Origin of the sequence: Mesorhizobium sp. NFR06 (assembly GCF_900115245.1) — a bacterium.
Taxonomy (GTDB): Bacteria; Pseudomonadota; Alphaproteobacteria; order Rhizobiales; family Rhizobiaceae; genus Mesorhizobium.
Genome location: NZ_FOVT01000009.1, coordinates 45,487 through 64,779, shown reverse-complemented (window position 1 = coordinate 64,779; position 19,293 = coordinate 45,487). Strand labels below are relative to the sequence as shown.

Genomic DNA, 19,293 nt, shown 5'->3' with positions numbered 1-19,293 from the left:
GGTGGAAAGGCAAAGCTCGCCAGTCTATGTAAGAGCCGGACCCCAACATAATGGCAGGCAGGATCATGACCACACATTCGCGCGGCGTCTCGGCAACCATCGACCCGGTGAAGCTCGACAGGCTGGCCGAAGTCGCCATCAAGGTCGGGTTGCAGCTGCAGCCCGGACAGGACCTGGTGGTGACCTCCTCGATCGCGGCGCTGCCTTTGACCCGCCGTATCGTCGAGCATGCCTACAAGGCGGGCGCCGGGCTGGTGACGCCGATCTTCAACGACGACGAGATCACACTGGCGCGTTTCCGCTATGGCGCCGACGCCGGCTTCGACCGCGCCGCCGGCTGGCTCTATGAAGGCATGGCCAAGGCCTTCGCCAACAATGCGGCCAGACTTGCGGTGCGCGGCGAGGATCCATCGCTATTGTCAGCGCAGGACCCGGCCAAGGTGGCACGCGCCAACAAAGCGAATTCGATGGCCTACCAGCCTGCATTGGAGAAGATCACCGGCTTCGACATCAACTGGAACATCGTCGCCTATCCCGACCTGGCCTGGGCAAAACAGGTGTTTCCGGGCGAGCCGGACGACGTCGCGGTGGCGAAGCTCGCCGATGCCATCTTCTCGGCCTCGCGGGTCGACGTCGAGGATCCGATCGGCAACTGGAAGGCGCACAACGCGGCGCTGGCCGAGCGCACGAAATGGCTGAACGCGCACAATTTCCATTCCCTCCACTTCACCGGGCCGGGCACCGACCTGACCGTCGGACTGGCGGAAGGCCATGAATGGATGGGCGGCGCCTCGACGGCCAAGAACGGCGTCACCTGCAATCCGAACATCCCGACCGAGGAAGTCTTCACCACGCCGCATGCCTGGCGCGTCGAAGGCCACGTCTCTTCGACCAAGCCGCTGTCCTACCAGGGCACGCTGATCGACGAGATTTCCGTCCGCTTCGAGGGTGGGCGGATCGTCGAGGCGAAGGCGTCCAAGGGCGAGGACGTCTTGAAGAAGGTGCTCGACACCGACGAGGGCGCGCGACGTCTCGGCGAAGTGGCGCTGGTGCCGCATTCCTCGCCGATCTCGAAGAGCGGGCTGTTGTTCTTCAACACGCTGTTCGACGAGAACGCCGCCTGCCACATCGCGCTGGGACAATGCTATTCGAAGTGTTTCGTCAACGGTGCTTCGCTCAGCCAGGACGAGATTGCGCAGCGCGGCGGCAACAAGAGTTTCATCCACATCGACTGGATGATCGGTTCGGACAAGATCGACATCGACGGCGTGGCCAAGGACGGCAGCCGGGTGCCGGTGATGCGCAAGGGCGAGTGGGCCTAATAAACCCTGACCGAGGAGGCGTGATGGCCTTCGACATAGCGGTGAAGCGCGTCTACGAAGCGCCTGAGAAGGCGGACGGTCAGCGCGTGCTGGTCGACCGCATCTGGCCGCGCGGCGTCGCCAAGAAGGACGCAGCGCTGACGGTCTGGCTGAAGGAGATCGCCCCGAGCGACGAGTTGCGCAGATGGTTCGGACATGAGCCAGAGCGCTGGGCGGAATTTCAGAAGCGGTATCGGGCCGAGCTCGATGCAAACAAGGAAGCCATGGCGCAACTGCGCGCGCTGCTGCGTGAAGGCAAGGTGACGCTGCTCTACGGCGCGCATGACGAGGCACATAACAACGCGGTGGCGCTGGCTACGTATCTAAAGGCGTAAACGTTGAGATGCTGGCGGGACAGCGCCCCCCTCTGTCCTGCCGGACATCTCCCCCACTTGGGGGGAGATCAGCTGTCGCGCCGGCTTTCGCCAAATCAGCAACGTCGAAGGAATGAGCGGGGCGCCGAAACCGCCAATCTCCCCCCTCGTGGGGGAGATGTCCGGCAGGACAGAGGGGGGCGCGAAGGAACGCGGCGTATGATGGAGGGTTCTTGGCGACTAGTTCGCGCCCACGGCCTCTTCGTAAACCTCCGCCCTGAACCCCACCAGAAGCCGCTCACCCACCTCCAGCACCGGCCGCTTGATCATCGTCGGCCTGGCGAGCATCAACGCCTTCGCTTTCTTCTCGTCGAGCGCCTGCTTGTCCGCTTCCGGCAATTCCCGAAACGTCGTGCTGCCCTTGTTGAGCAGCTTTTCCCAGCCGACCTTGCCGACCCAGCCATTCAGTTTGTCAGCCTCGATCCCCTCGGCCCGGTAGTCATGAAAACGATAGGACACGTCATGGCTTTCCAGCCAGACGCGCGCCTTCTTGATCGTGTCGCAGGTGGTGATGCCGTACATGGTGATGGTCAAGGCAGGCCTCGGTCGGTTGCGAATCTGAGCGAAACCTAAGCCCGCCGGAACGGCTTTGCCAGCGCTTCGCGGCGGCCCATTTTTGGCTCTTGCCAACACTAAGGTTTTTTCCTAAGTATTATTTCAAGATGGCCGCGATATGTGGCGGCGCCTGGAAAGGAACAGCCATGAACCTTGAAACCGTCAGCCAAAGCGCGCTGCCGATCGACGGCATTTTTCGCGCGCTTGCCGACCCGACGCGCCGGCGTGTCGTGGAGCGGCTGAACAGAAGCCCGGCCTCGGTCAGCGAACTGGCCGAGCCGTTCAGCATGGCGCTGCCGTCTTTCGTCGAGCACCTCAAGGTGCTGGAAGGCTGCGGGCTGGTGCAGTCGCAAAAGGCCGGCCGCGTCAGGACTTACAGTCTCTCGCCGGAGCCGCTGAAGCTTGCGGAAAACTGGCTCGCCGAACAGCGCGCGCTATGGGAGCGCCGCCTCGATCAGTTCGACGCCTATGTGATGAGCCTCAAGGAGAGTGAAAAATGAGCTATCCGTTCAAGCCGAACCCGAAACTGGACCTCACGCTGGAGCGCTTCCTCGACGCGCCGCGTGAGTTGTTGTGGCATGCCGTGACGACGCCGGAGCATGTCAAGCAGTGGTTCACGCCGAAGCCCTGGATCGTCACCGACTGCGAGATCGATCTCAGGCCCGGCGGCCTGTTCCGGACACGCATGCAGTCGCCCGACGGCAAGGAGGTGAGCGACCGCCATTGCTGCTATCTCGAGATCGCGCCGAACGAGCGGCTGGTGTGGACCGATGCGCTGCTGCCGGGCTACCGGCCGTCCGGCGAGCCCTTCATCACTGCGGTGATCTCGCTGACGCCCGAGGGCAAAGGCACACGCTACACCGCCACCGCCATCCACCGCGACGAGGCAACGCGCAACAATCATGAAGAGATGGGTTTCTTCGACGGCTGGGGCACGGTGGCGGACCAACTGGCTCAGTATGTGAAGACGATTTGAGAAGCTGGCATGGCGGCCGGAATATCATCCCGGTCGCCATCTGCTGTCTACAAATCATGCGGCGAAGAAGCGAAGTGCCACGAGCCAGGCGAGCCTCAATAATAGAAGCGCTCTTCGCTGATCTTGCCGTTCTTGACCGTGTAGAGGCCGACCTCGTCCATGGTGACGCGCTTGCCGGTCGATTTGGGCGTTATGTCGAAGGTGAAGCGCAAGGCGAACTGGTCGCCATTGACATAGGGGCCCTCGATCGAGCCGCCGTGAACCTCATGGTTCGCTTCCCACCATTCTCCCTTCTGCTTGACGGCTTCCTTGCCGCTGCAGACGGCCATCGGCCCCTCCATGGCTTCGTAGCTGACGATGTCGTCGGCATTGTATTTCGCGGCAGCGCCGTGGCTGTCGCCCTGCTTGAGGAGCTCGGTGAAATCCTTGGCAATTTCGGCAGTGCTCATTTGTGTTCCTCCCTGTTTGAACGGATTTCAGGTAGGGCGCCGCCTCGCGGCCTGCCACCGGTGGCCCGCTCGACAGGTGACAATTCATGTCAGGATCAGCGACTTGTCGCGAGCGGATGCTCACATAACGGCTACCGCGTCGGACTGACCGCTCTACAGCGGAGAATAGCACCCGCGCTCGACGGCCAGCCGCCGCACCAGCGCCAGCACGTTGTCGATGGTCGGTGTCGGCTTGCCGGTCAGGCGGCCGAGTTCCTGCACCGCCGTGACCAGCGCGTCGATCTCCATCGGGCGGCCGCGCTCCAGGTCCTGCAGCATGGACGTCTTGTGCTCGCCGACATCGCCGGCGCCCTTGATGCGCCGGTCGACGGCAACGGGAAAGCGAACGCCGAGGCCTTCGCCGATCGCCTGCGCCTCCAGCATCATGGCGCGGGCAAGTGCGCGCGTGCCCTCGTCGGCAACGATCGCCGCAAGCGTGCTGCCGGTGAGCGCCGAAATCGGGTTGAACGACAGATTGCCCCACAGCTTCACCCAGATCTCCGAGCGGATGTCCTCGCGGACCGGCGCCTGCAGGCCGGCCTTGACCATTTCACGGGCAAGCGCGGTCACCCGCTCGCTCTTCTCACCCGACGGCTCGCCCAGCGAAAAGCGCGTGCCCTCGACATGGCGGATGAGGCCGGGTTCATCCACCTCGACGGCCGGATAGACGACGGAACCGATGACGCGCTCCGGCCCTATGCGCTGCCAGATCGTTCCGCCGGGATCGACCGCGTCAAGCCGCGTGCCTTCGAGCACGCCGCCCGCCTTGTAGAAATACCACCAGGGCACGCCGTTCTGCATGGTGACGACGGCTGTCCCCTCGCCCAGCAGCGGCGCGATCTCGCCCAGCGCCGGCGCCAGCGAATGCGCCTTCAGCGCCAGCACGACATAATCCTGGGTGCCAAGTTCCTCGGTTCGCGCCGCCGCCTTCACGCCCGCAACCGTTTCCTTGCCGTCCTCGATCAGGCGAAGGCCGCCGGCCTTGATCGCCTCCAGATGCGCGCCACGCGCCACGACCGACAGCTCGACGCGGCCGGCGAGCGCCAGCTTTGCCGCGAGATAACCGCCGATCGCGCCGGCGCCGAAAACAGCAACGCGCATCAGCCGAGCCCGAGTTTCGCCGCGAGGCCGATGCGCTGCAATTTGCCGGTCGCGCCCTTCGGGATCTCGTCGAGGATCAGAACCTTGCGCGGCACCTTGAAGTCGGCGAGCTTCGTCGCGGCAAAGCCGCGAATGTCCGCCTCGCTGGCGTTCTGGCCTTCGCGCAACACGACGGCAGCGGCGACCTCCTCGCCGAGCTTGTCATGCGGCATGGCGAAGGTGACGACCTGCGCCACCGCCGGATGGTCCATCAGCACGCCGTCGACCTCGAGCGGCGAGATCTTCTCGCCGCCGCGGTTGATGATCTCCTTCAGCCGGCCGGTGACGCGCAGATAGTTGTCCTCATCGAGCACGCCCTGGTCGCCGGTGTGGAACCAGCCATGGGCGAAGGCGCTGGCGTTGGCGTCCGGGTTCTTCTCATAACCGGTGGTGACGTTGGGACCGCGGATGACGATCTCGCCGGTTTCGCCGGCTTTGAGCAGCCGTCCGTCCGGTGCCATGACGGCCACTTCCGGTCCAGCCGCCGCGCCGACGCTGCCCGGCTTGCGCTGGCCGGGCGGCAGGCGGTTGGACGCCATCTGGTGCGCCGCTTCAGTCATGCCGTAGGATTCGATCACCGGGCAGCCGAAGGTCGCTTCCAGCTCGGCCATCACCTGCGCCGGCAAGGAGGCCGAAGACGAGCGGATGAAGCGCAGCGGCGCAGCGGCCAGCTGTTCGGCGTTGCGCGCGGCGCGCGGCAGGATCGCTTGATGCATGGTCGGCACGGCGGTGTACCAGCTTGGCTTTGCTTCGCCGAGCCACTGGAAGAAGCGCAGCGCGTTGAAACCCGGCGTGCAGAAGACGCTGCCGCCGCCAGCAAGCGAGGACAGCACCGCCGCAATCAGCCCGTGGATATGGAACAAAGGCATGATGTTGAGGCAGCGATCGGCCGGAGTCAGGCCCAGCGTGGCGCCGATATGCGTTGCCGACGCAGCAAGATTGGCGTGGTTGAGCGGCACCAGTTTCGGACGCGAGGTTGTGCCGGAGGTGTGCAGAAGGAGTGCAATATCGCTATCGCCGGCCAGTCCGGATGCAACCGGCGGCCCGACCGGATCGCCCTCGATCGTGAAGACACCCGCTGGCGCGCCTTCCGGCACCACCAGCCGCAGCACGCGGATGCCCAGGCGGTCGGCGACTTCGACCGAAGGCCCCTGCTCGTCCTTGCCGACAAGGATCGCCTTGACGCCGATATCGCTCAGATAGAAATCGAGCTCGTCGGCCCGGTATGCCGGATTGAGCGGCGCGGTGGAAGCGGCGGCTGCCACGGCGATGAAGGCCGTCGCCATCTCAGGGCCGTTCGGCAGCACGATGGCGACGCGGTCGCCACGGCCGATGCCGAGCGCGTTGAGTCGCGACACGGTCTCGCCAATCAGCCGGCGCAGCCCGCCATGCGAGAGGGCTGTCCGCTCAGGCGCCGTGATGGCCGGCGCGTCTTCGGTGCCGGGGGCGAGACGATGGGCGAGATCAGTGGAATTTGCGCTTCTTGTCATGGTTCCGGACTATGTTTCGAACGATCGGCCGATGTCCAGCGCTGCTCAATATCCGAGCGCCAGGCCGTCCTTGCGCGGATCGGAAGCGCCGGTCAGCGTGCCCCTTTCCCAGTCGATCAGCACCGCCTGCCCGCCGCCCAGCGGATGGTCGGGCTCCACGACGCGATGGCCGCGGCGACGTAGGCCCTCGACGGCATCGGGACGCACGCTTCGCTCCGCCTCCACGACATCGTGGTTGTAGAACACCCGCGCAGCATCGATCGCCTGCTGCGGGTCCATGCCGAAGTCGATCATGTTGGTCAAAAGATGCACATGGCCGAAGGGCTGGTAGCCGCCGCCCATGACGCCGAACGGCATCATCGCGCGGCCGTTCCTCGTCATCATGCCCGGCATGATCGTGTGCATCGGCCGCTTGCCGGGCGCGATGGCGTTCGGGTGCTTCGCATCGAGGCGGAAACTGGAACCACGGTTCTGCAGCACGACCCCCGTCTTCGGGCCGACGACGCCGCTGCCGAAGGAATAATAGGTCGAGTTGATGAAGCTGACCGCGTTGCGGTCGCGGTCGACGACCGAGATGTAGACCGTGTCGCTGCCGGGCAGGTCGAGGCGCGGCAGATCGGTCATGGCGCGCCCGGGATCGATCGCGGAACGCAGCCGGTCGGCATAGGCGCCGGACAGCAGAGCCTTCACAGGAACATCGACATGGTCCTGGTCGCCGAAAAAGGCATCGCGGTCTTGATAGGCCAGCCGCCCTGCCTCGATCTCCAGATGCAAACGCGCGGCGCCGTTCGGGTCAAGCGCGCCAAGGTCGAAACCGGAGAGCAGGTTCAGCATCAGGAGCGCGGTCAGGCCCTGGTTGTTGGGCGGCATCTGGTGGATGTCGTAACCGCGATAGGACGTGCCGACCGCGGTCCGGTAATCGCCTTTCGTGGCGGCGAAATCGTCGAGCGTGTGCAGCCCGCCGAGTTGCCTCAGCCGCCCGACGAGATCGTCCGCAACTTCGCCTTCGTAGAAACCGGCCCGGCCTTTTTTGGCGATGATGCGCAGCGTCTCCGCCAGCTCCGGCTGCCGATGCACATCGCCAGCCTTGGGCGGCTTGCCGCCGGGCAGGAAGATGCGCGTTGCCACCTCGTCGGCCGACAGGTCGGTTTCAGGGTCCCGCCAGTCGAAGGCGACGCGATCGTGCACGACATAGCCGCCTTCCGCATAGCGGATGGCCGGAGCGAGCGCGTCGGCGATGCCTCTGCGGCCATGATCTTCCAGCAGACGGCACCAGGCATCGACGGCGCCCGGAATGGTGACCGCGTGCGGTCCCTGTTTGGGCAGTTCGCCGAAACCCTTGTCGAGGTACCAATCGACCGTAGCCGCCTTGGGCGCGCGGCCGGAGCCGTTGAAGGCAAGCACGTTCCCATCGCCCTTCGGGCAATAGAGGACGAAGCAATCGCCGCCGATGCCGGTCGACTGCGGCTCGACCACGGCCTGCACGGCCGCCGCGCAGACGGCGGCGTCCATGGCGTTGCCACCGGAGCGCAGCATCTCGATCGCGGCCAGCGTGGCGAGCGGATGCGAAGTGGCGGCCATCGCCTCGGTAGCACGGACCGGCGAGCGGCCTGGGAACTGGAAATCACGCATGCGGTTGTCGGTATCCCTATATTTCAACGTCCTATTTCAACGTTCGCGGCCGAAAAGCTGGGCGGCGGACAACAAGACGATCGATAGCACGATCAGGCAAGTCGAAATGGCGGCGATCGTCGGATCGATCTGGTCGCGCAGCGCATTGAACATGCGGCGCGTCAGCGTCGTGGTCTCGCCGCCCGAGATGAACAGCGACACCACCACCTCGTCGAAGGAGGTGATGAAGGCAAATAGTGCACCCGACACGATCGAGAAGCTTATCTGCGGCATCGTTACCTGGAAGAAGGCGGAGAAGCGGCCGGCGCCGAGGTTGCGGGCAACCTTCTCCTGGTTCATGTCATAGGAGCGCAGGCCCGAAAGCACGGTCAGCACCACCAGCGGCAGCGCCTGCACCGTGTGCGCGATGACGAGGCCGGTCAGCGTGTTGTTGAGGCCGATGCGGGCATAGAGGAAGAAGGTGCCGATGCCGATCAGGATGACCGGAATGATCAGCGATGCTGTGAGCAGCGCGTTGATGGCGCCGGTCAGCCTCAGCGTTCCAACGTTGATCGCATAGGCGGCGGCGGTGCCGAGCGGCGTCGCCACGATCGCCGTCATCACCGCCACCTTGACCGAGACGATGGTGGCGTCGCGCCATTCGACGGATCCGAAGTAGCTTTCGTACCAGCGCAGCGACCACTCCTGCGGCGGGAACTCTAGGAGTGTCGAGCCGGAAAAGGACATGATGACGATGATCACCGACGGGGCGATCAGGAACAGCATGACGAGCCCGCCGAGCGCATAGAGCCAGAGGCGTTGCCGATGCGAGATGGGCAGGCTGTTTTCCATGCTCATCGCTGGCTCCAGACCCCGGTCGCGCGGGCGCCGAGCAGCCGCTGGAAGAGGCCAAGCAGCGCCAGCGTGACGCCGAGCAGCACGACGCCGAGCGCCGCGCCCGCGCCCCAGTTGGAATAGAGGCTGGTGGTCTGTTCCATGCGCATGGCCCACATGATGACCTTGCCGCCGCCCATCAGCGCCGGTGTGACGAAAAAGCCGAGGCAAAGCACGAAGACGATGACCACGCCCGAAGCGAGGCCTGGCAGCGACAGCGGGAAGAAAATCTGCCGGAAGGTGGCCGCCGGGCTGGCGCCGAGATTCATGCCGGCGCGCAGGCAGTCGACGTCGATCGTCTTCATCGAGGCGTAGAGCGGCAGAACCAGGAAGGGCAGCATGATGTGGGTCATGCCGATGACGACGCCGGCGAAATTGTTGGCGAGCGGCAGCGGCTGGGAAATCACGCCGAGATCGATCAGCCAGCTGTTGATCAGGCCCTTGCGCTGCAGGATGACCAGCCAGGCATAGGTGCGCACCAGCACCGAGGTCCAGAATGGCAGGATGACGAAGATCAGGCAGATCGAGGCGGCGCGGCGCGGCAATTGCGACAGCATGCAGGCGAGCGGATAGCCGAACAGCACGCAGGCGCCGGTGACGACGAAGGCCACCTTGAAGGTGGTGACGAAGGTCTTGATGTAGGACGCCTGCTCGAAGAAGCGCGCGTAGTTGGCGGCACTGAGCTGGCCGGCTTCGTCGAACAGCGAGAGCCAGAACAGCCAGCCGATCGGCACGATAATCACGGCGAAGACCAGAACCAACCCGGGCGAAAGCAGCGCCAGCAGGCCGAGCGACTCGCGCTGCGCATCGGCGCGCAGCGCATGGACGTTCAGCGCGCTCTTCCGTCCGTCATTATCGCGAAGGCCGGCGATGCTCATTGATCGGCCACCAGCACGACATCCTGCGCATCGATGCCGAGCGTTATCGGCTCGCCCGGCGCCGGCAGTTTCGCCAGCACGTCGGAGCGGCAATAGTCGCGCAAAGTCACCTGCCGTCCATCCTTGAGTGTCGCGTAGCAGACGAAGCTGTCGCCCTGATAGATGACGTCGCCGACAATTGCCGGCAGGGCGTTGACGTCGCCCGCCTGCTCCACGCCGTCGATCACACGCAGCTTCTCAGGCCGCACCACCATCAGATGCCGGCCGGCGGATGGGGCTGCTGCCGCCATGCGGAGCTTCCTGTCCTCGTACCAGACGCTGTCATTACGGCATTCGACCGGGATGAAGCTGGACTCACCGATGAACCCGGCAACGAACTTCGTCGTCGGCCTGGCGTAGAGCGCCTCGGGCTGATCGATCTGCTCGATGCGCCCGGCATTCATGACGGCAACGCGGTCAGACATAGTGATCGCCTCGCGCTGGTCGTGCGTGACGTAGACCGTCGTCATGCCGAGCCTGCGATGCAAGTTGCGCAGCTCGATCTGCATGTGCTCGCGCAGGCTTTTGTCGAGCGCCGACAGCGGCTCGTCCATCAAAACGATGCGCGGCTCGAAGACGATGACGCGGGCGAGCGCCACGCGCTGGCGCTGGCCGCCGGAGAGCTGGTCGACACGCCGCTCGCCGAGGCCCTTCAGCTGCACCAGGTCTAGAGCCCTCTCGACACGTTCAGCTGTTTCAGCGGCTGATACCCGCCGCTGCTTCAGCGGAAAGGCGATGTTGTGGAAGACGTTCATGTGCGGGAACAGCGCATAGTTCTGGAACACCATGCCGATGTTGCGCTTGTGCGGTGGCATGGTGATGATCTCCTCGCCGCCGACCTTGATGGAGCCGGCATTGGCCCGCACGAAACCGGCGAGGATCATCAAGAGGGTCGTCTTTCCCGAGCCGGACGGCCCGAGCAGCGTCAGGAATTCGCCGGCGGCGACATCGAGGCTGAGATCGTGCAGGACCGATACGCCGCCGAAGCGCTTCTCGACGCCGCTGATGCCGATGGGAAGCGCGGACTGCGCAAGAGACAAGAGCATCTCCTTCAACTCCGGATCATTGTCGGCGAACGATGAGGAGCGGCGCCTCGCGGACGCCGCTCCGACACGGTCGCTATTGCTGGATCAGGTTGTTGAACTTCTCGGTCGCCTCGACGAGATTGTCGCGCCAGAATTCAGGATCCTGCAGAACCTGCTTCTTGACGTTCTCGGGGGCGGAGTTGATGTCCTTGATGCGTTCGGGCGGAATCTTGCCGGTCTCGAACGCCTTCTCGTTGGCCGGGCCGTTGTCGACATAGAGCGGCAGGTTGGCCTGGAGATCGGGGCTGACGAATTTCGCCAGCGCCTTCATGGCGAGGTCCTTGTTCTTCGAGCCCTTCGGGATGACCATGCAGTCGGCGGTCAGCACGCCCTGGTCGAAGGAGAAGCTCACGGGAGCGCCTTGCTTCTTCAGCGTACCGGCGCGGCCGTTCCAGATGCTGGCCATATCGACTTCGCCGTCCTTGACGAGCTGCATGGCTTGCGCGCCGGAAGTCCACCAGGCATCAATATTGCCGCGGACCTTGTCGACCGATTGCAGCGCGCCGTCGACGTCGACCGGATAGACCTTGTCGATCGGAGTGCCCTTGGCGAGCGCGGCGACGCTCAGCGTCTCCGTCGCCTGGCTGCCGGAGAGTGCACGACGGCCCGGGAATTTCTCCACGTTCCAGAAATCGGCCCAGGTCTTCGGACCCTTGTCGCCGAAAACATCGGTACGGTAGATCAGCACGACGGAGGTGTAGGAGATGCCGACCCAGTCGTCATGCACGAGCTTCGGGTTGATGCCGCTCTTGTCGATGACGCTGTAGTCGAGCTTCTCGAACAGGCCTTCCTTGGAGCCGCGCGCGCATTCGTCGGCGCCAAGCTCGGTGATGTCCCATTTGACGGCGTTGCCGGCGACCTGCAGGCGTACGTCGTCGAGACCGTTGGTGGTGTCCTGCCTGATGGTGATGCCGAGGTCCTTGGCCGTCGGATCGAAGAAGGCCTTGGTCTGCGCCTCCTGATAGGTGCCGCCCCACGAGGCGACGGTGATGGTGTCGGCGGCCGACGCCGGAACGGCGACCGAGGCGAGCAGGCCGGCGACGGCCATGCCGTGAATACAAAGTCTCTTTGTCATTTTCGCTTCTCCAACCGGTGTTCCCGTTATCGTTGATTTGGTATGCGAATTTGTATACAATTTTGAGTGTAATTCGCTCGGAGCCGATGTCAACACGGGTCATGAGTTTTTTGGCGACGGAGACCGACGCGTTAGTTGGGAGCGCTTGCTCTTCGCGAAACGGCTCTGTTTCAGACATGGACCAAAAGGCTCTAGATTGCGATTCTGCGACGGGCCCGTTGGAGGCGGGAAGCTTTGAAAAAGGAACGGAAAAACACGCTGCGCGACTCCGTCTTCGAGGCGCTGAAGGCGATGATCATCACCGGCCAGATCCCGCCGGGCGGCCGCGTGACGGAAAACGAGATCGCCGAGCGCCTGAAGGTGAGCCGCACGCCGGTGCGCGAAGCCTTCAACCGGCTGGAGCGGGACGGGCTGGTGATCGGCCGCCCGCGCCAGGGCTATGTGGTGACCGAATTCAACCTGACCATGTTCCGCGAGGCCTTCGACATCCGCGAATTGCTCGATGGACGCGCGACCGAGCTGGCGGCAACCAACGCGACCGCCGCCGACAAGGCGAGGCTACGCGAGATGCTCGCCGAATGCGAGCGGCTGGCCGCGATCCCCGACCGCAGCACCAGGGAGAAATTCGAGGAGCTGCAGGTAGGCATCGACCTGCACCGAGTGATCGCCGAAATCAGCGGCAATGAGATGCTCCACGGCATGCTTAGCGGCATCCTCGACAAATGCCAGCAATATGTCTGGACCGAACTCCTGTGGCTGGACGAGTGGAAGCTCACCCGCGAGGAGCACACCGGCATCGTCGACGCGATCTGCGCTGGCGATGTGGCTTTGGCAGGCGAACGCGCCCGCGCGCATGTGCGCGGCTCGCGCGAGAACATCCTGCGCCTGCTGCAGGCCAAGTCGGACTATCAGGGATTTTTCGCCAAGGCGTCGTAGGGCGAACCTGTCAGATCAGCTTGAAAGCATGGGACAGCTGGCGCCGCGCCGCAGGCTTATATGCGCCACGTCGCCGACGTTGAATTGAAAACCGTCGGCGCGGCGCGGGGCGTCGATGACGATCGAAATCCCCTGTCCCAGCTCGGCATGAAGGCGCACCGTGCGCCCGTGGAAGACGACGCCGCTGACCCGCGCCGGCGCGGTTCCTTCGGCGGCTTGGCTCGCGGCCAGAAGATCTTCCGGGCGCACGCCGATGGTGCGTATATCGCCGGCGGCCGGCGTCTCGCCACTGTCGGAGGTGGCCTCCAGCGGTAGTTCGCCGGCGGCAAAGCGCAGGCGCTCGCGGTCGCGGCCGACAAAGCGCGACTGCAGGAGGTTCATGGTGCCGATGAAAGAGGCGACAAATTTCGTGGCGGGCCGGTCATAGAGCGTCGCCGGCGGCGCGATCTGCTCGATGCGGCCCTTGTTCATGACGACGATGCGGTCGGAGATCGACAGCGCCTCGGTCTGGTCGTGAGTGACCATGACGAAGGTCGTGCCAAGCCGCGCCTGCAGCCGCTTCAGCTCGACCTGCATCTGCTCGCGCAGATGCGCGTCGAGCGCCGACAGCGGCTCGTCGAGCAGCAGCACACGCGGCTCGCAGACGATGGCGCGGGCGAGCGCGACACGCTGGCGCTGGCCGCCGGAAAGTTCGGAGACGCGGGCGCGCAGTTTGTCGGCCAATCCGACCATGTCGAGCGCCTCACGGACGCGCCTGGCCTGATCGGCGCCGGACAGCTTTCGCAACGACAGGCCGAAGCCGACATTCTCCGCGACGTCCATATGCGGAAACAGTGCATAGTCCTGGAAGACAGTGTTGACGGGGCGTTCGAAGGGTCGCAGGCCGGTGATGTCGCGGCCGTCGAGCAGCACCTTGCCGCTGGTCGGACTTTCGAAGCCGGCGATGACGCGCAGGCTCGTCGTCTTGCCGCAGCCGGAAGGGCCGAGCAGGGTCAGGAACTCGCCGGCGGCAATGTCGAGATCGACGGCATCAAGACCAACAATGCCGCCCGGAAAGATTTTTGAGACATTCTCCAGCCGCACCAATGCATCCTGCAATTCCGGACGCAAAACCACTTCGCACTTTTCCTGGAATTGCTCTGTGGCATCAGGCGCCATCGCGCACCTCGGACGGCTTCGTCGTGTTGACCCAGAGGATCTGGCAGCGGTCGGCGCCAGGATTGCGGAAGGCGTGCAGCAGTGTGCTCTTGAAGGCAAAACTGTCGCCGGCTTTGAGCACATAGGTCGTAGCGTCGACCACAAGTTCAACCTCGCCCGTCATCACGAAGCCGAATTCGTGGCCGGCATGGGCGTAGGCCTCCGCGGTGCCGCCGCCGGCCTCGACCGTGACCAGCATGCCGGTGAGCGTCGCGGCAGGCGGTGACAAAAGCGCCTTGGCGATGCCTTCCGACTTGACCGGAATCTGTCGACGCTTGTCGGCGCGCACGCAATAGAGGTCGTTGACTGCTTCATTGCCGTCGGCGATCAGCGCCGACGGTTCGATGTCCAATGCCGCCGCCAGCGGCCAGATCACCTTGACGCGCAACGAGGACATGCCGCGTTCGATCTGGCTGAGGGCGCCGATGGAGATGCCGGCCTTTGCCGCCAGTTCTGCCAATGAGAGGTTGCGCTCGAGCCTTAGCGCACGCACGCGTCGGCCGACGCGGACGTCGGCATCGTCCTTCGGTTTTGCGGCCGCTTCGTCCAGAATGTCCATGCAATGGTCCTCGTTGTCTTTCCCTTCTCCCCTTGTGGGGTGAGAAGCGGTCCGCGTTAGCGGACGAAAAGCCAATTGCTTGGCTTTTCGAGCTTCGAACGCCCTGAGCCTGCGAAGGGCCGGGCGGTGGCCGCGAAGCGGCAGGATGAGGGGTGTTTAAGGGGAGAGCCAACGTCTCACTCCGCTGGAACACCCCTCATCCGTCTCGGCGCTAGCGCGCCGATCCACCTTCTCCCGCAAGGGGAGAAGGCAACGGCGCTCACCCGCCGGCCTTCACCTTCTCGAACATCTTTGCCATATCGTCATTCTGCTTCATCGGGCCGGTGAAGATCGTGCTCTTCAGCATCACCTCCGGGTCCGCCGGCAGCTGCAGCTTGTCCAGCTCATCCTTCGACACGCTGGCGAAAGCGGTCGAAAGCGAGCTGCCATAGCCGTAGGACTGGATCAGGAACTTGCCCGAATCGGCATCGAGCCGGCTGTTGATGAAGTCATAGGCGAGGTCGACGTTCTTGGCGTCCTTGAGCATGACGAAGCCGCAGGCCCAGGTCAGCATGCCTTCCTTCGGCTTCATGAACTCGACCGGCACGCCTTGCTTCTTCAGCGAGGTGGCGGACGCGTTCCAGGTCATGGCGGCGACCAGCTGGCCGCTGGCCAGCGCCTGCTCGACCGAAGTCATGTCGGTGGTGTAGCTCGACAGCAGCGGCCGCTGCTCGCGCAGCTTTTCGGCCACCTTGTCCATCTGGTCCGGCGTCATGTCGAACGGATTGACCCCGGCCAGAAGGGCGGCGACGATCGGCGTGTCATGGACTGCGTCGATGGTCGCCATGCGGCCGGCATACTGCTTGTCCCACAGAAGGTTCCAGCTCGCCTCGGGATTCTTCACCAGATCGGTGCGGTAGAGAATCGAGGTGTTGCCCCAGTCCCATGGCACCATCCAGACCTTGCCGTCGCCGGCCTGCAGGTCGGGCAGGTTCTTGAAGACCGGGAAGATCGAATCCCAGTTCTTGATGCGCTTGGTGTCGATCGGCTGCAGCAGGCCTTCCTTGTTCCAGCGCGCCACCTTGTCGTAGCAGGGATGCGCGATGTCGGGCCTGAAGCCGGCCTTGACTTTGGTGAAGGCGTCGTCGTCGTCGCCGAAGATCGTCGCTTCGACGCCGTCGGGATGGGCGGCGAGGAAGCTCTTGTTGAAATCGGGCAGCTCGTAGCCCGACCAGGTGAAGTATTGCAGCTTGTCGGCGGCCAGCGCGACCGTCGACGACAGCGCGAGCGCCAGTGCGGCAAGGCCGGCCCGGGCCTTGTGTCCGGTGATCGATTTCAGGTGGAAGGTCATGTTCGTTCTCCTCTTCTTTGTTGTGGTTCAGGCTGGATTGCGGCGCGCGGCGCCGAGGCCGCGATGGCGCAGGATCTCGGCGGAAGCGGCGATGATGAAGGATACGGTGAGGATCACGGTTCCCAGCGCCATCACCGTCGGCAGCGAGCGCGGAAAGCGCAGCTGGCTCCAGATGTAGAGCGGCAGCGTCGACTCAGTGCCGGCGAGGAAGAAGACGACGATGAACTCGTCGAAGGAAATCAGGAAAGAGAGCATGAAGGCCGAGAGCACGGCCGGCAGGCTGAGCGGCAGCATGACGCGCCGGAACGTGGTCCAGTCCGAGGCGCCGAGGTCGAGCGCCGCCTCGCGAATGGTTTTTGGAATGGCAGCGAAGCGGCTGCGCATCACAACGACCGTCGTCGGCAGCGCGACCAGGATATGGCCAAGCACGATGGAAATGCGTGAGGGTCCGAGGCCGATGAGGTTGACCAGGATCAAGAGCGAAATGCCGACGATAACGCCCGGGATCAGGATCGGCAGCCGTGCGATGGCGCTGATCGTGGCCGCCAGCGGCGAGCGGCCGTAGAGATCCATGTAGGAAACAGTGATGCCGCAGAGCGTCGCGCCACAGGCGGCGATCACGCCGATGACCAGGCTGTTGGCCAAGGCGCCGGACAGCGCTGGGTTGCCATAGAGCGTCCGATACCATTCTGTCGTGAAGCCCTGCAGCGGAAACGCCGCCTGGATGGAGTCGTTGAAGGAAAACAGCGGGATCAGCAGGACCGGTAGATAAAGGAAGACCAGATAGCCAAGCACATAGAGGCCAAGCCAGCGGCCGCCTGCGTTGGCGTCGGTCCGAACGCTGCTCATCTGCGGCTGCCAAATCTGCGGTCGGCGCCGCGCGCGACCAGGACGACGCACAGGATGACCAGCATGACGCAGACCGAGAGCGCCGCGCCGAACGGCCAGTCATTGGCCTTGCCGAATTGCGACTGGATCAGCGTGCCGATCATGGTGCTGGCCGGGCCGCCGACCATGGCCGGGGTGACATAATCGCCGACCGTCGGCACGAAGACGACCAGCGCCGCAGCCAGGACGCCGGGCATCGAATTGGGCAGCACGACGCGGCGGAAGCTGGTGAAGGGCCGCGCGCCGAGATCGGAAGCGGCTTCGAGCAGCGATTTCGGAATCGTGTCCAGCGCCACATAGATCGGCAGGATGGCGAAAGGCGCGTAGGCGTGGGCCAGCGTGACGACCACCGCGGCCGGGGTGTTCAAGAAAGCGAGCGTCGGCTCCGACCAGAGGCCGGTCTCGATGAAGGCCGAGTTCAGCACGCCGTTGTAGGCAAGCACGATCTTCCAGGCGAAGACGCGCAAGAGATAACTGGTCCAAAACGGCAGCGTGACCAGGAAGAGCAACAGGTTGCGCCGGCGGCCGGCATGGAAGGCGAGATAGTAGGCGACCGGATAGGCGGTGACGACGGTCGCGAGCGTGACCAGGCCGGCAATGACCAGCGAGCGCAGCGTCACCGTCCAGTAGAGCGGGTCGGTTGCAACCGTGACGAAATTCTCCGCCGTCAGCCCGACGCCAAGCAGCGAGCCGTCATTGCCCCTGAAGGCGAGGAACACCACCAGGCCAAGCGCGAACAGGATCAGGAAGAACGTGACCAGCCCGCCCGGCAGCAGCATGGCGAAGCGGAACACCGGCGAGATGCGGTTTTCCGGCAATGGCCGTGTTGCGGCGACGGTCGACATTTGATTTTGCCTATTTTGGCGGCTGCCCATCGGATTTTTGAAATCGACTAATGTTTTTTCATATTGATGAAACAGTCAAGCTGAATCGCTTGTGCGCTGCACGCATCGCGTCAACGCTCGAATGCGTCGAGCATCCGATACCAGGCGATCGCGGCGGCCACGCCGACCTGGCGGAAAGCATGGAACGGAATCGGCTTGATCGGCGACAGCGGGAACGGCAATTGCCTGACGTCTCCACTCGCAAGGTAGGTCGCCATGCGTTTGCCCAGCGCGCTCATCAGGCCGACGCCCCTGCCCTGGCAACCGACGACGGCGAGCAGTCCCTTTTCCGGCTCGTGCAGATGCGGCAGATGGTCTGGCGTCAGCGCGACGCGGCCGAACCAGCGCTTTTCGATGGCGATGCCGGCAAGGGCCGGATAGAGGCGGATGAGCGCGCGTTCGCAATGCGCCCAGTCCGCGGCGCTTGAAGGCAGCGCCATGCGGCCGCGCCCGCCCAGCACCATCCGGCCGTCGGGCCCCTTGCGGTAATAAACCAGGATGCGACGCGAATCGGAAACAGCTTGCCCGCCGGGCAGGACGCTTGCGGCAAGGTCGGCCGGCAGCGGCGCGGTGGCGATCTGGAAGGAATGCAGCGGCACGATCGTCTGCGCGAGGCCGGGCAGCAGGCCGTCCGTGTAGGCGTTAGTGGCGAGCACGACCGATTTGGCGCGCAACTCGATGCCGCCTTGCGTCGAAATCCGCCAGACGCCAGGCTCCCTGGCGAGCTTCACCACTCTTTGCTGCTCGGCGACGCGGGCGCCTGCGGCCGAGGCGACGCGGGCGAGCTCGAGCGTGTATGATAGCGGATCGATGACCCCGGCGCGGCGATCGAGCCAGCCGCCGAGATAGCCGCTGGCGCCGGTCATCGCCGCGATCCCGGACTGGTCGAGCAGCTCGACATCGGCGCCGCGCGCGCGCCATTGGCGATTCCGGTTCGCCGCCGCCGTCAAAGCGGTCTCCGTGTGCGCGGCCTGGATCCAGCCATTGCGCGTGAACGGCACCACCAGCTTCTCGTCGCGGATCACGTCGAACACGACGTCGGCGGTCGAGGCGGCGAACGCGACCAGGGCCTCGCCGCGTTCGTTGCCAAAATGCCTGATCAGCCATTCCGGATCGTATTTGAGCCCAGGGATGACCTGACCGCCATTCAAGCCGGACGCGCCCTGCCCGATCGCGCCGGCATCCAGCACCTGAACGGAAAGACCGGCGCGGGCCGCATGCAAGGCGGTCGACAGCCCCATGATGCCGCCACCGACGATGACCGTGTCCAGCAGGCCAAACGGTGTTTCGAACTGGAAGGCCGATGCCGTTTGGGGCTTTCGCCAGATCGGATCGGAGAAGGCTGCGGGCACGGATCACCTAAGGTTTGACCACTCGTGAAAATCCTATTGTCGATTTCATAAATTTGAAAGAGCGCATCGATGGGCCAGCGCTGCGCGAATTATGGCGACAGGCCGCGCTTGTGCGGACGAGGGATAGACGTCGGGAAAAAATCCGGGGAAAGTGCCACGCGTCAATCAGAGGACCAACGCC

Annotated in this window: 20 protein-coding genes; 5 read left to right on the top strand and 15 right to left on the bottom strand. The window is 64.4% G+C overall.

The annotated features are described in order from the left end of the window. Nucleotides 1–65 precede the first annotated feature (65 nt). Together F3H96_RS17205 and F3H96_RS17200 are read left to right on the top strand one after the other, a co-directional pair. Nucleotides 66–1,322: an aminopeptidase gene (locus F3H96_RS17205; RefSeq protein ID WP_149802924.1), complete on the top strand. Its 1,257-nt coding sequence runs from the start codon at nt 66–68 to the stop codon at nt 1,320–1,322. A gap of 23 nt (nt 1,323–1,345) precedes the next feature. Further along, nucleotides 1,346–1,696 (top strand): DUF488 domain-containing protein, encoded by a 351-nt coding sequence (locus tag F3H96_RS17200; protein WP_149802923.1) that lies wholly within the window; start codon nt 1,346–1,348, stop codon nt 1,694–1,696. Between the two features lie 219 nt (nt 1,697–1,915). Here F3H96_RS17200 and F3H96_RS17195 read toward each other — a convergent pair whose 3' ends face one another. Continuing rightward, nucleotides 1,916–2,257, bottom strand: coding sequence for an ArsC family reductase (locus F3H96_RS17195; RefSeq protein ID WP_188131435.1), 342 nt, complete (start codon nt 2,255–2,257; stop codon nt 1,916–1,918). Between the two features lie 179 nt (nt 2,258–2,436). On the opposite strand from F3H96_RS17195, the gene F3H96_RS17190 reads away from it, so the two are divergent. Both F3H96_RS17190 and F3H96_RS17185 read left to right on the top strand, forming a co-directional pair. Then, entirely contained in the window at nt 2,437–2,790 is a 354-nt protein-coding gene (locus F3H96_RS17190; protein WP_149802921.1) for a metalloregulator ArsR/SmtB family transcription factor, read from the top strand. Further along, complete coding sequence (locus F3H96_RS17185; protein ID WP_149802920.1) at nt 2,787–3,266, top strand: SRPBCC family protein; 480 nt, start codon at nt 2,787–2,789, stop codon at nt 3,264–3,266. Before F3H96_RS17190 ends, F3H96_RS17185 begins: the two co-directional genes overlap by 4 nt. 95 nt (nt 3,267–3,361) lie before the next feature. On the opposite strand, the gene F3H96_RS17180 is transcribed toward F3H96_RS17185, so the two are convergent. From F3H96_RS17180 to F3H96_RS17145, 8 genes are all read right to left on the bottom strand, one after another. Then, entirely contained in the window at nt 3,362–3,715 is a 354-nt protein-coding gene (locus F3H96_RS17180; RefSeq protein WP_149802919.1) for a nuclear transport factor 2 family protein, read from the bottom strand. Between the two features lie 153 nt (nt 3,716–3,868). Next, entirely contained in the window at nt 3,869–4,855 is a 987-nt protein-coding gene (locus tag F3H96_RS17175) for a 2-dehydropantoate 2-reductase (RefSeq protein WP_149802918.1), read from the bottom strand. Next, nucleotides 4,855–6,384 carry an acyl--CoA ligase gene (locus tag F3H96_RS17170; protein ID WP_149802917.1) on the bottom strand — a complete coding sequence of 510 codons (1,530 nt, stop codon included), beginning with the start codon at nt 6,382–6,384 and terminating at the stop codon, nt 4,855–4,857. Before F3H96_RS17170 ends, F3H96_RS17175 begins: the two co-directional genes overlap by 1 nt. Nucleotides 6,385–6,429: 45 nt before the next feature. Next, nucleotides 6,430–8,016, bottom strand: a complete 1,587-nt coding sequence (gene ggt, locus F3H96_RS17165; protein WP_149802916.1) for a gamma-glutamyltransferase — start codon at nt 8,014–8,016, stop codon at nt 6,430–6,432. A 36-nt stretch (nt 8,017–8,052) separates the two neighbouring features. Next, nucleotides 8,053–8,853 (bottom strand): ABC transporter permease, encoded by an 801-nt coding sequence (locus F3H96_RS17160; RefSeq protein WP_149802915.1) that lies wholly within the window; start codon nt 8,851–8,853, stop codon nt 8,053–8,055. Then, nucleotides 8,850–9,767, bottom strand: coding sequence for an ABC transporter permease (locus F3H96_RS17155; RefSeq protein ID WP_149802914.1), 918 nt, complete (start codon nt 9,765–9,767; stop codon nt 8,850–8,852). The genes F3H96_RS17160 and F3H96_RS17155 overlap by 4 nt, the downstream gene beginning before the upstream one ends. Next, nucleotides 9,764–10,846, bottom strand: coding sequence for an ABC transporter ATP-binding protein (locus F3H96_RS17150; protein WP_149802913.1), 1,083 nt, complete (start codon nt 10,844–10,846; stop codon nt 9,764–9,766). The genes F3H96_RS17155 and F3H96_RS17150 overlap by 4 nt, the downstream gene beginning before the upstream one ends. Nucleotides 10,847–10,925: 79 nt before the next feature. After that, nucleotides 10,926–11,966 carry an ABC transporter substrate-binding protein gene (locus tag F3H96_RS17145; RefSeq protein WP_149802912.1) on the bottom strand — a complete coding sequence of 347 codons (1,041 nt, stop codon included), beginning with the start codon at nt 11,964–11,966 and terminating at the stop codon, nt 10,926–10,928. A 234-nt stretch (nt 11,967–12,200) separates the two neighbouring features. Here F3H96_RS17145 and F3H96_RS17140 point away from each other — a divergent pair, with 234 nt between their 5' ends. Continuing rightward, nucleotides 12,201–12,902 carry a GntR family transcriptional regulator gene (locus F3H96_RS17140; RefSeq protein WP_188131434.1) on the top strand — a complete coding sequence of 234 codons (702 nt, stop codon included), beginning with the start codon at nt 12,201–12,203 and terminating at the stop codon, nt 12,900–12,902. A gap of 15 nt (nt 12,903–12,917) precedes the next feature. Here the strand turns inward: F3H96_RS17140 and F3H96_RS17135 are convergent, their stop codons facing one another. The 6 genes from F3H96_RS17135 to F3H96_RS17110 form a co-directional block, all read right to left on the bottom strand. After that, entirely contained in the window at nt 12,918–14,018 is a 1,101-nt protein-coding gene (locus F3H96_RS17135) for an ABC transporter ATP-binding protein (protein ID WP_244620051.1), read from the bottom strand. Nucleotides 14,019–14,049: 31 nt separating this feature from the next. Continuing rightward, nucleotides 14,050–14,658, bottom strand: a complete 609-nt coding sequence (locus tag F3H96_RS17130; RefSeq protein ID WP_149802909.1) for a cupin domain-containing protein — start codon at nt 14,656–14,658, stop codon at nt 14,050–14,052. A gap of 259 nt (nt 14,659–14,917) precedes the next feature. Then, nucleotides 14,918–15,988 (bottom strand): ABC transporter substrate-binding protein, encoded by a 1,071-nt coding sequence (locus tag F3H96_RS17125; RefSeq protein ID WP_149802908.1) that lies wholly within the window; start codon nt 15,986–15,988, stop codon nt 14,918–14,920. Between the two features lie 27 nt (nt 15,989–16,015). Continuing rightward, nucleotides 16,016–16,837 (bottom strand): ABC transporter permease, encoded by an 822-nt coding sequence (locus tag F3H96_RS17120; RefSeq protein WP_149802907.1) that lies wholly within the window; start codon nt 16,835–16,837, stop codon nt 16,016–16,018. Next, nucleotides 16,834–17,721, bottom strand: coding sequence for an ABC transporter permease (locus tag F3H96_RS17115; RefSeq protein WP_149802906.1), 888 nt, complete (start codon nt 17,719–17,721; stop codon nt 16,834–16,836). Before F3H96_RS17115 ends, F3H96_RS17120 begins: the two co-directional genes overlap by 4 nt. Before the next feature lie 110 nt (nt 17,722–17,831). Continuing rightward, complete coding sequence (locus F3H96_RS17110; protein WP_149802905.1) at nt 17,832–19,112, bottom strand: FAD-dependent oxidoreductase; 1,281 nt, start codon at nt 19,110–19,112, stop codon at nt 17,832–17,834. Between the last annotated feature and the right edge of the window lie 181 nt (nt 19,113–19,293).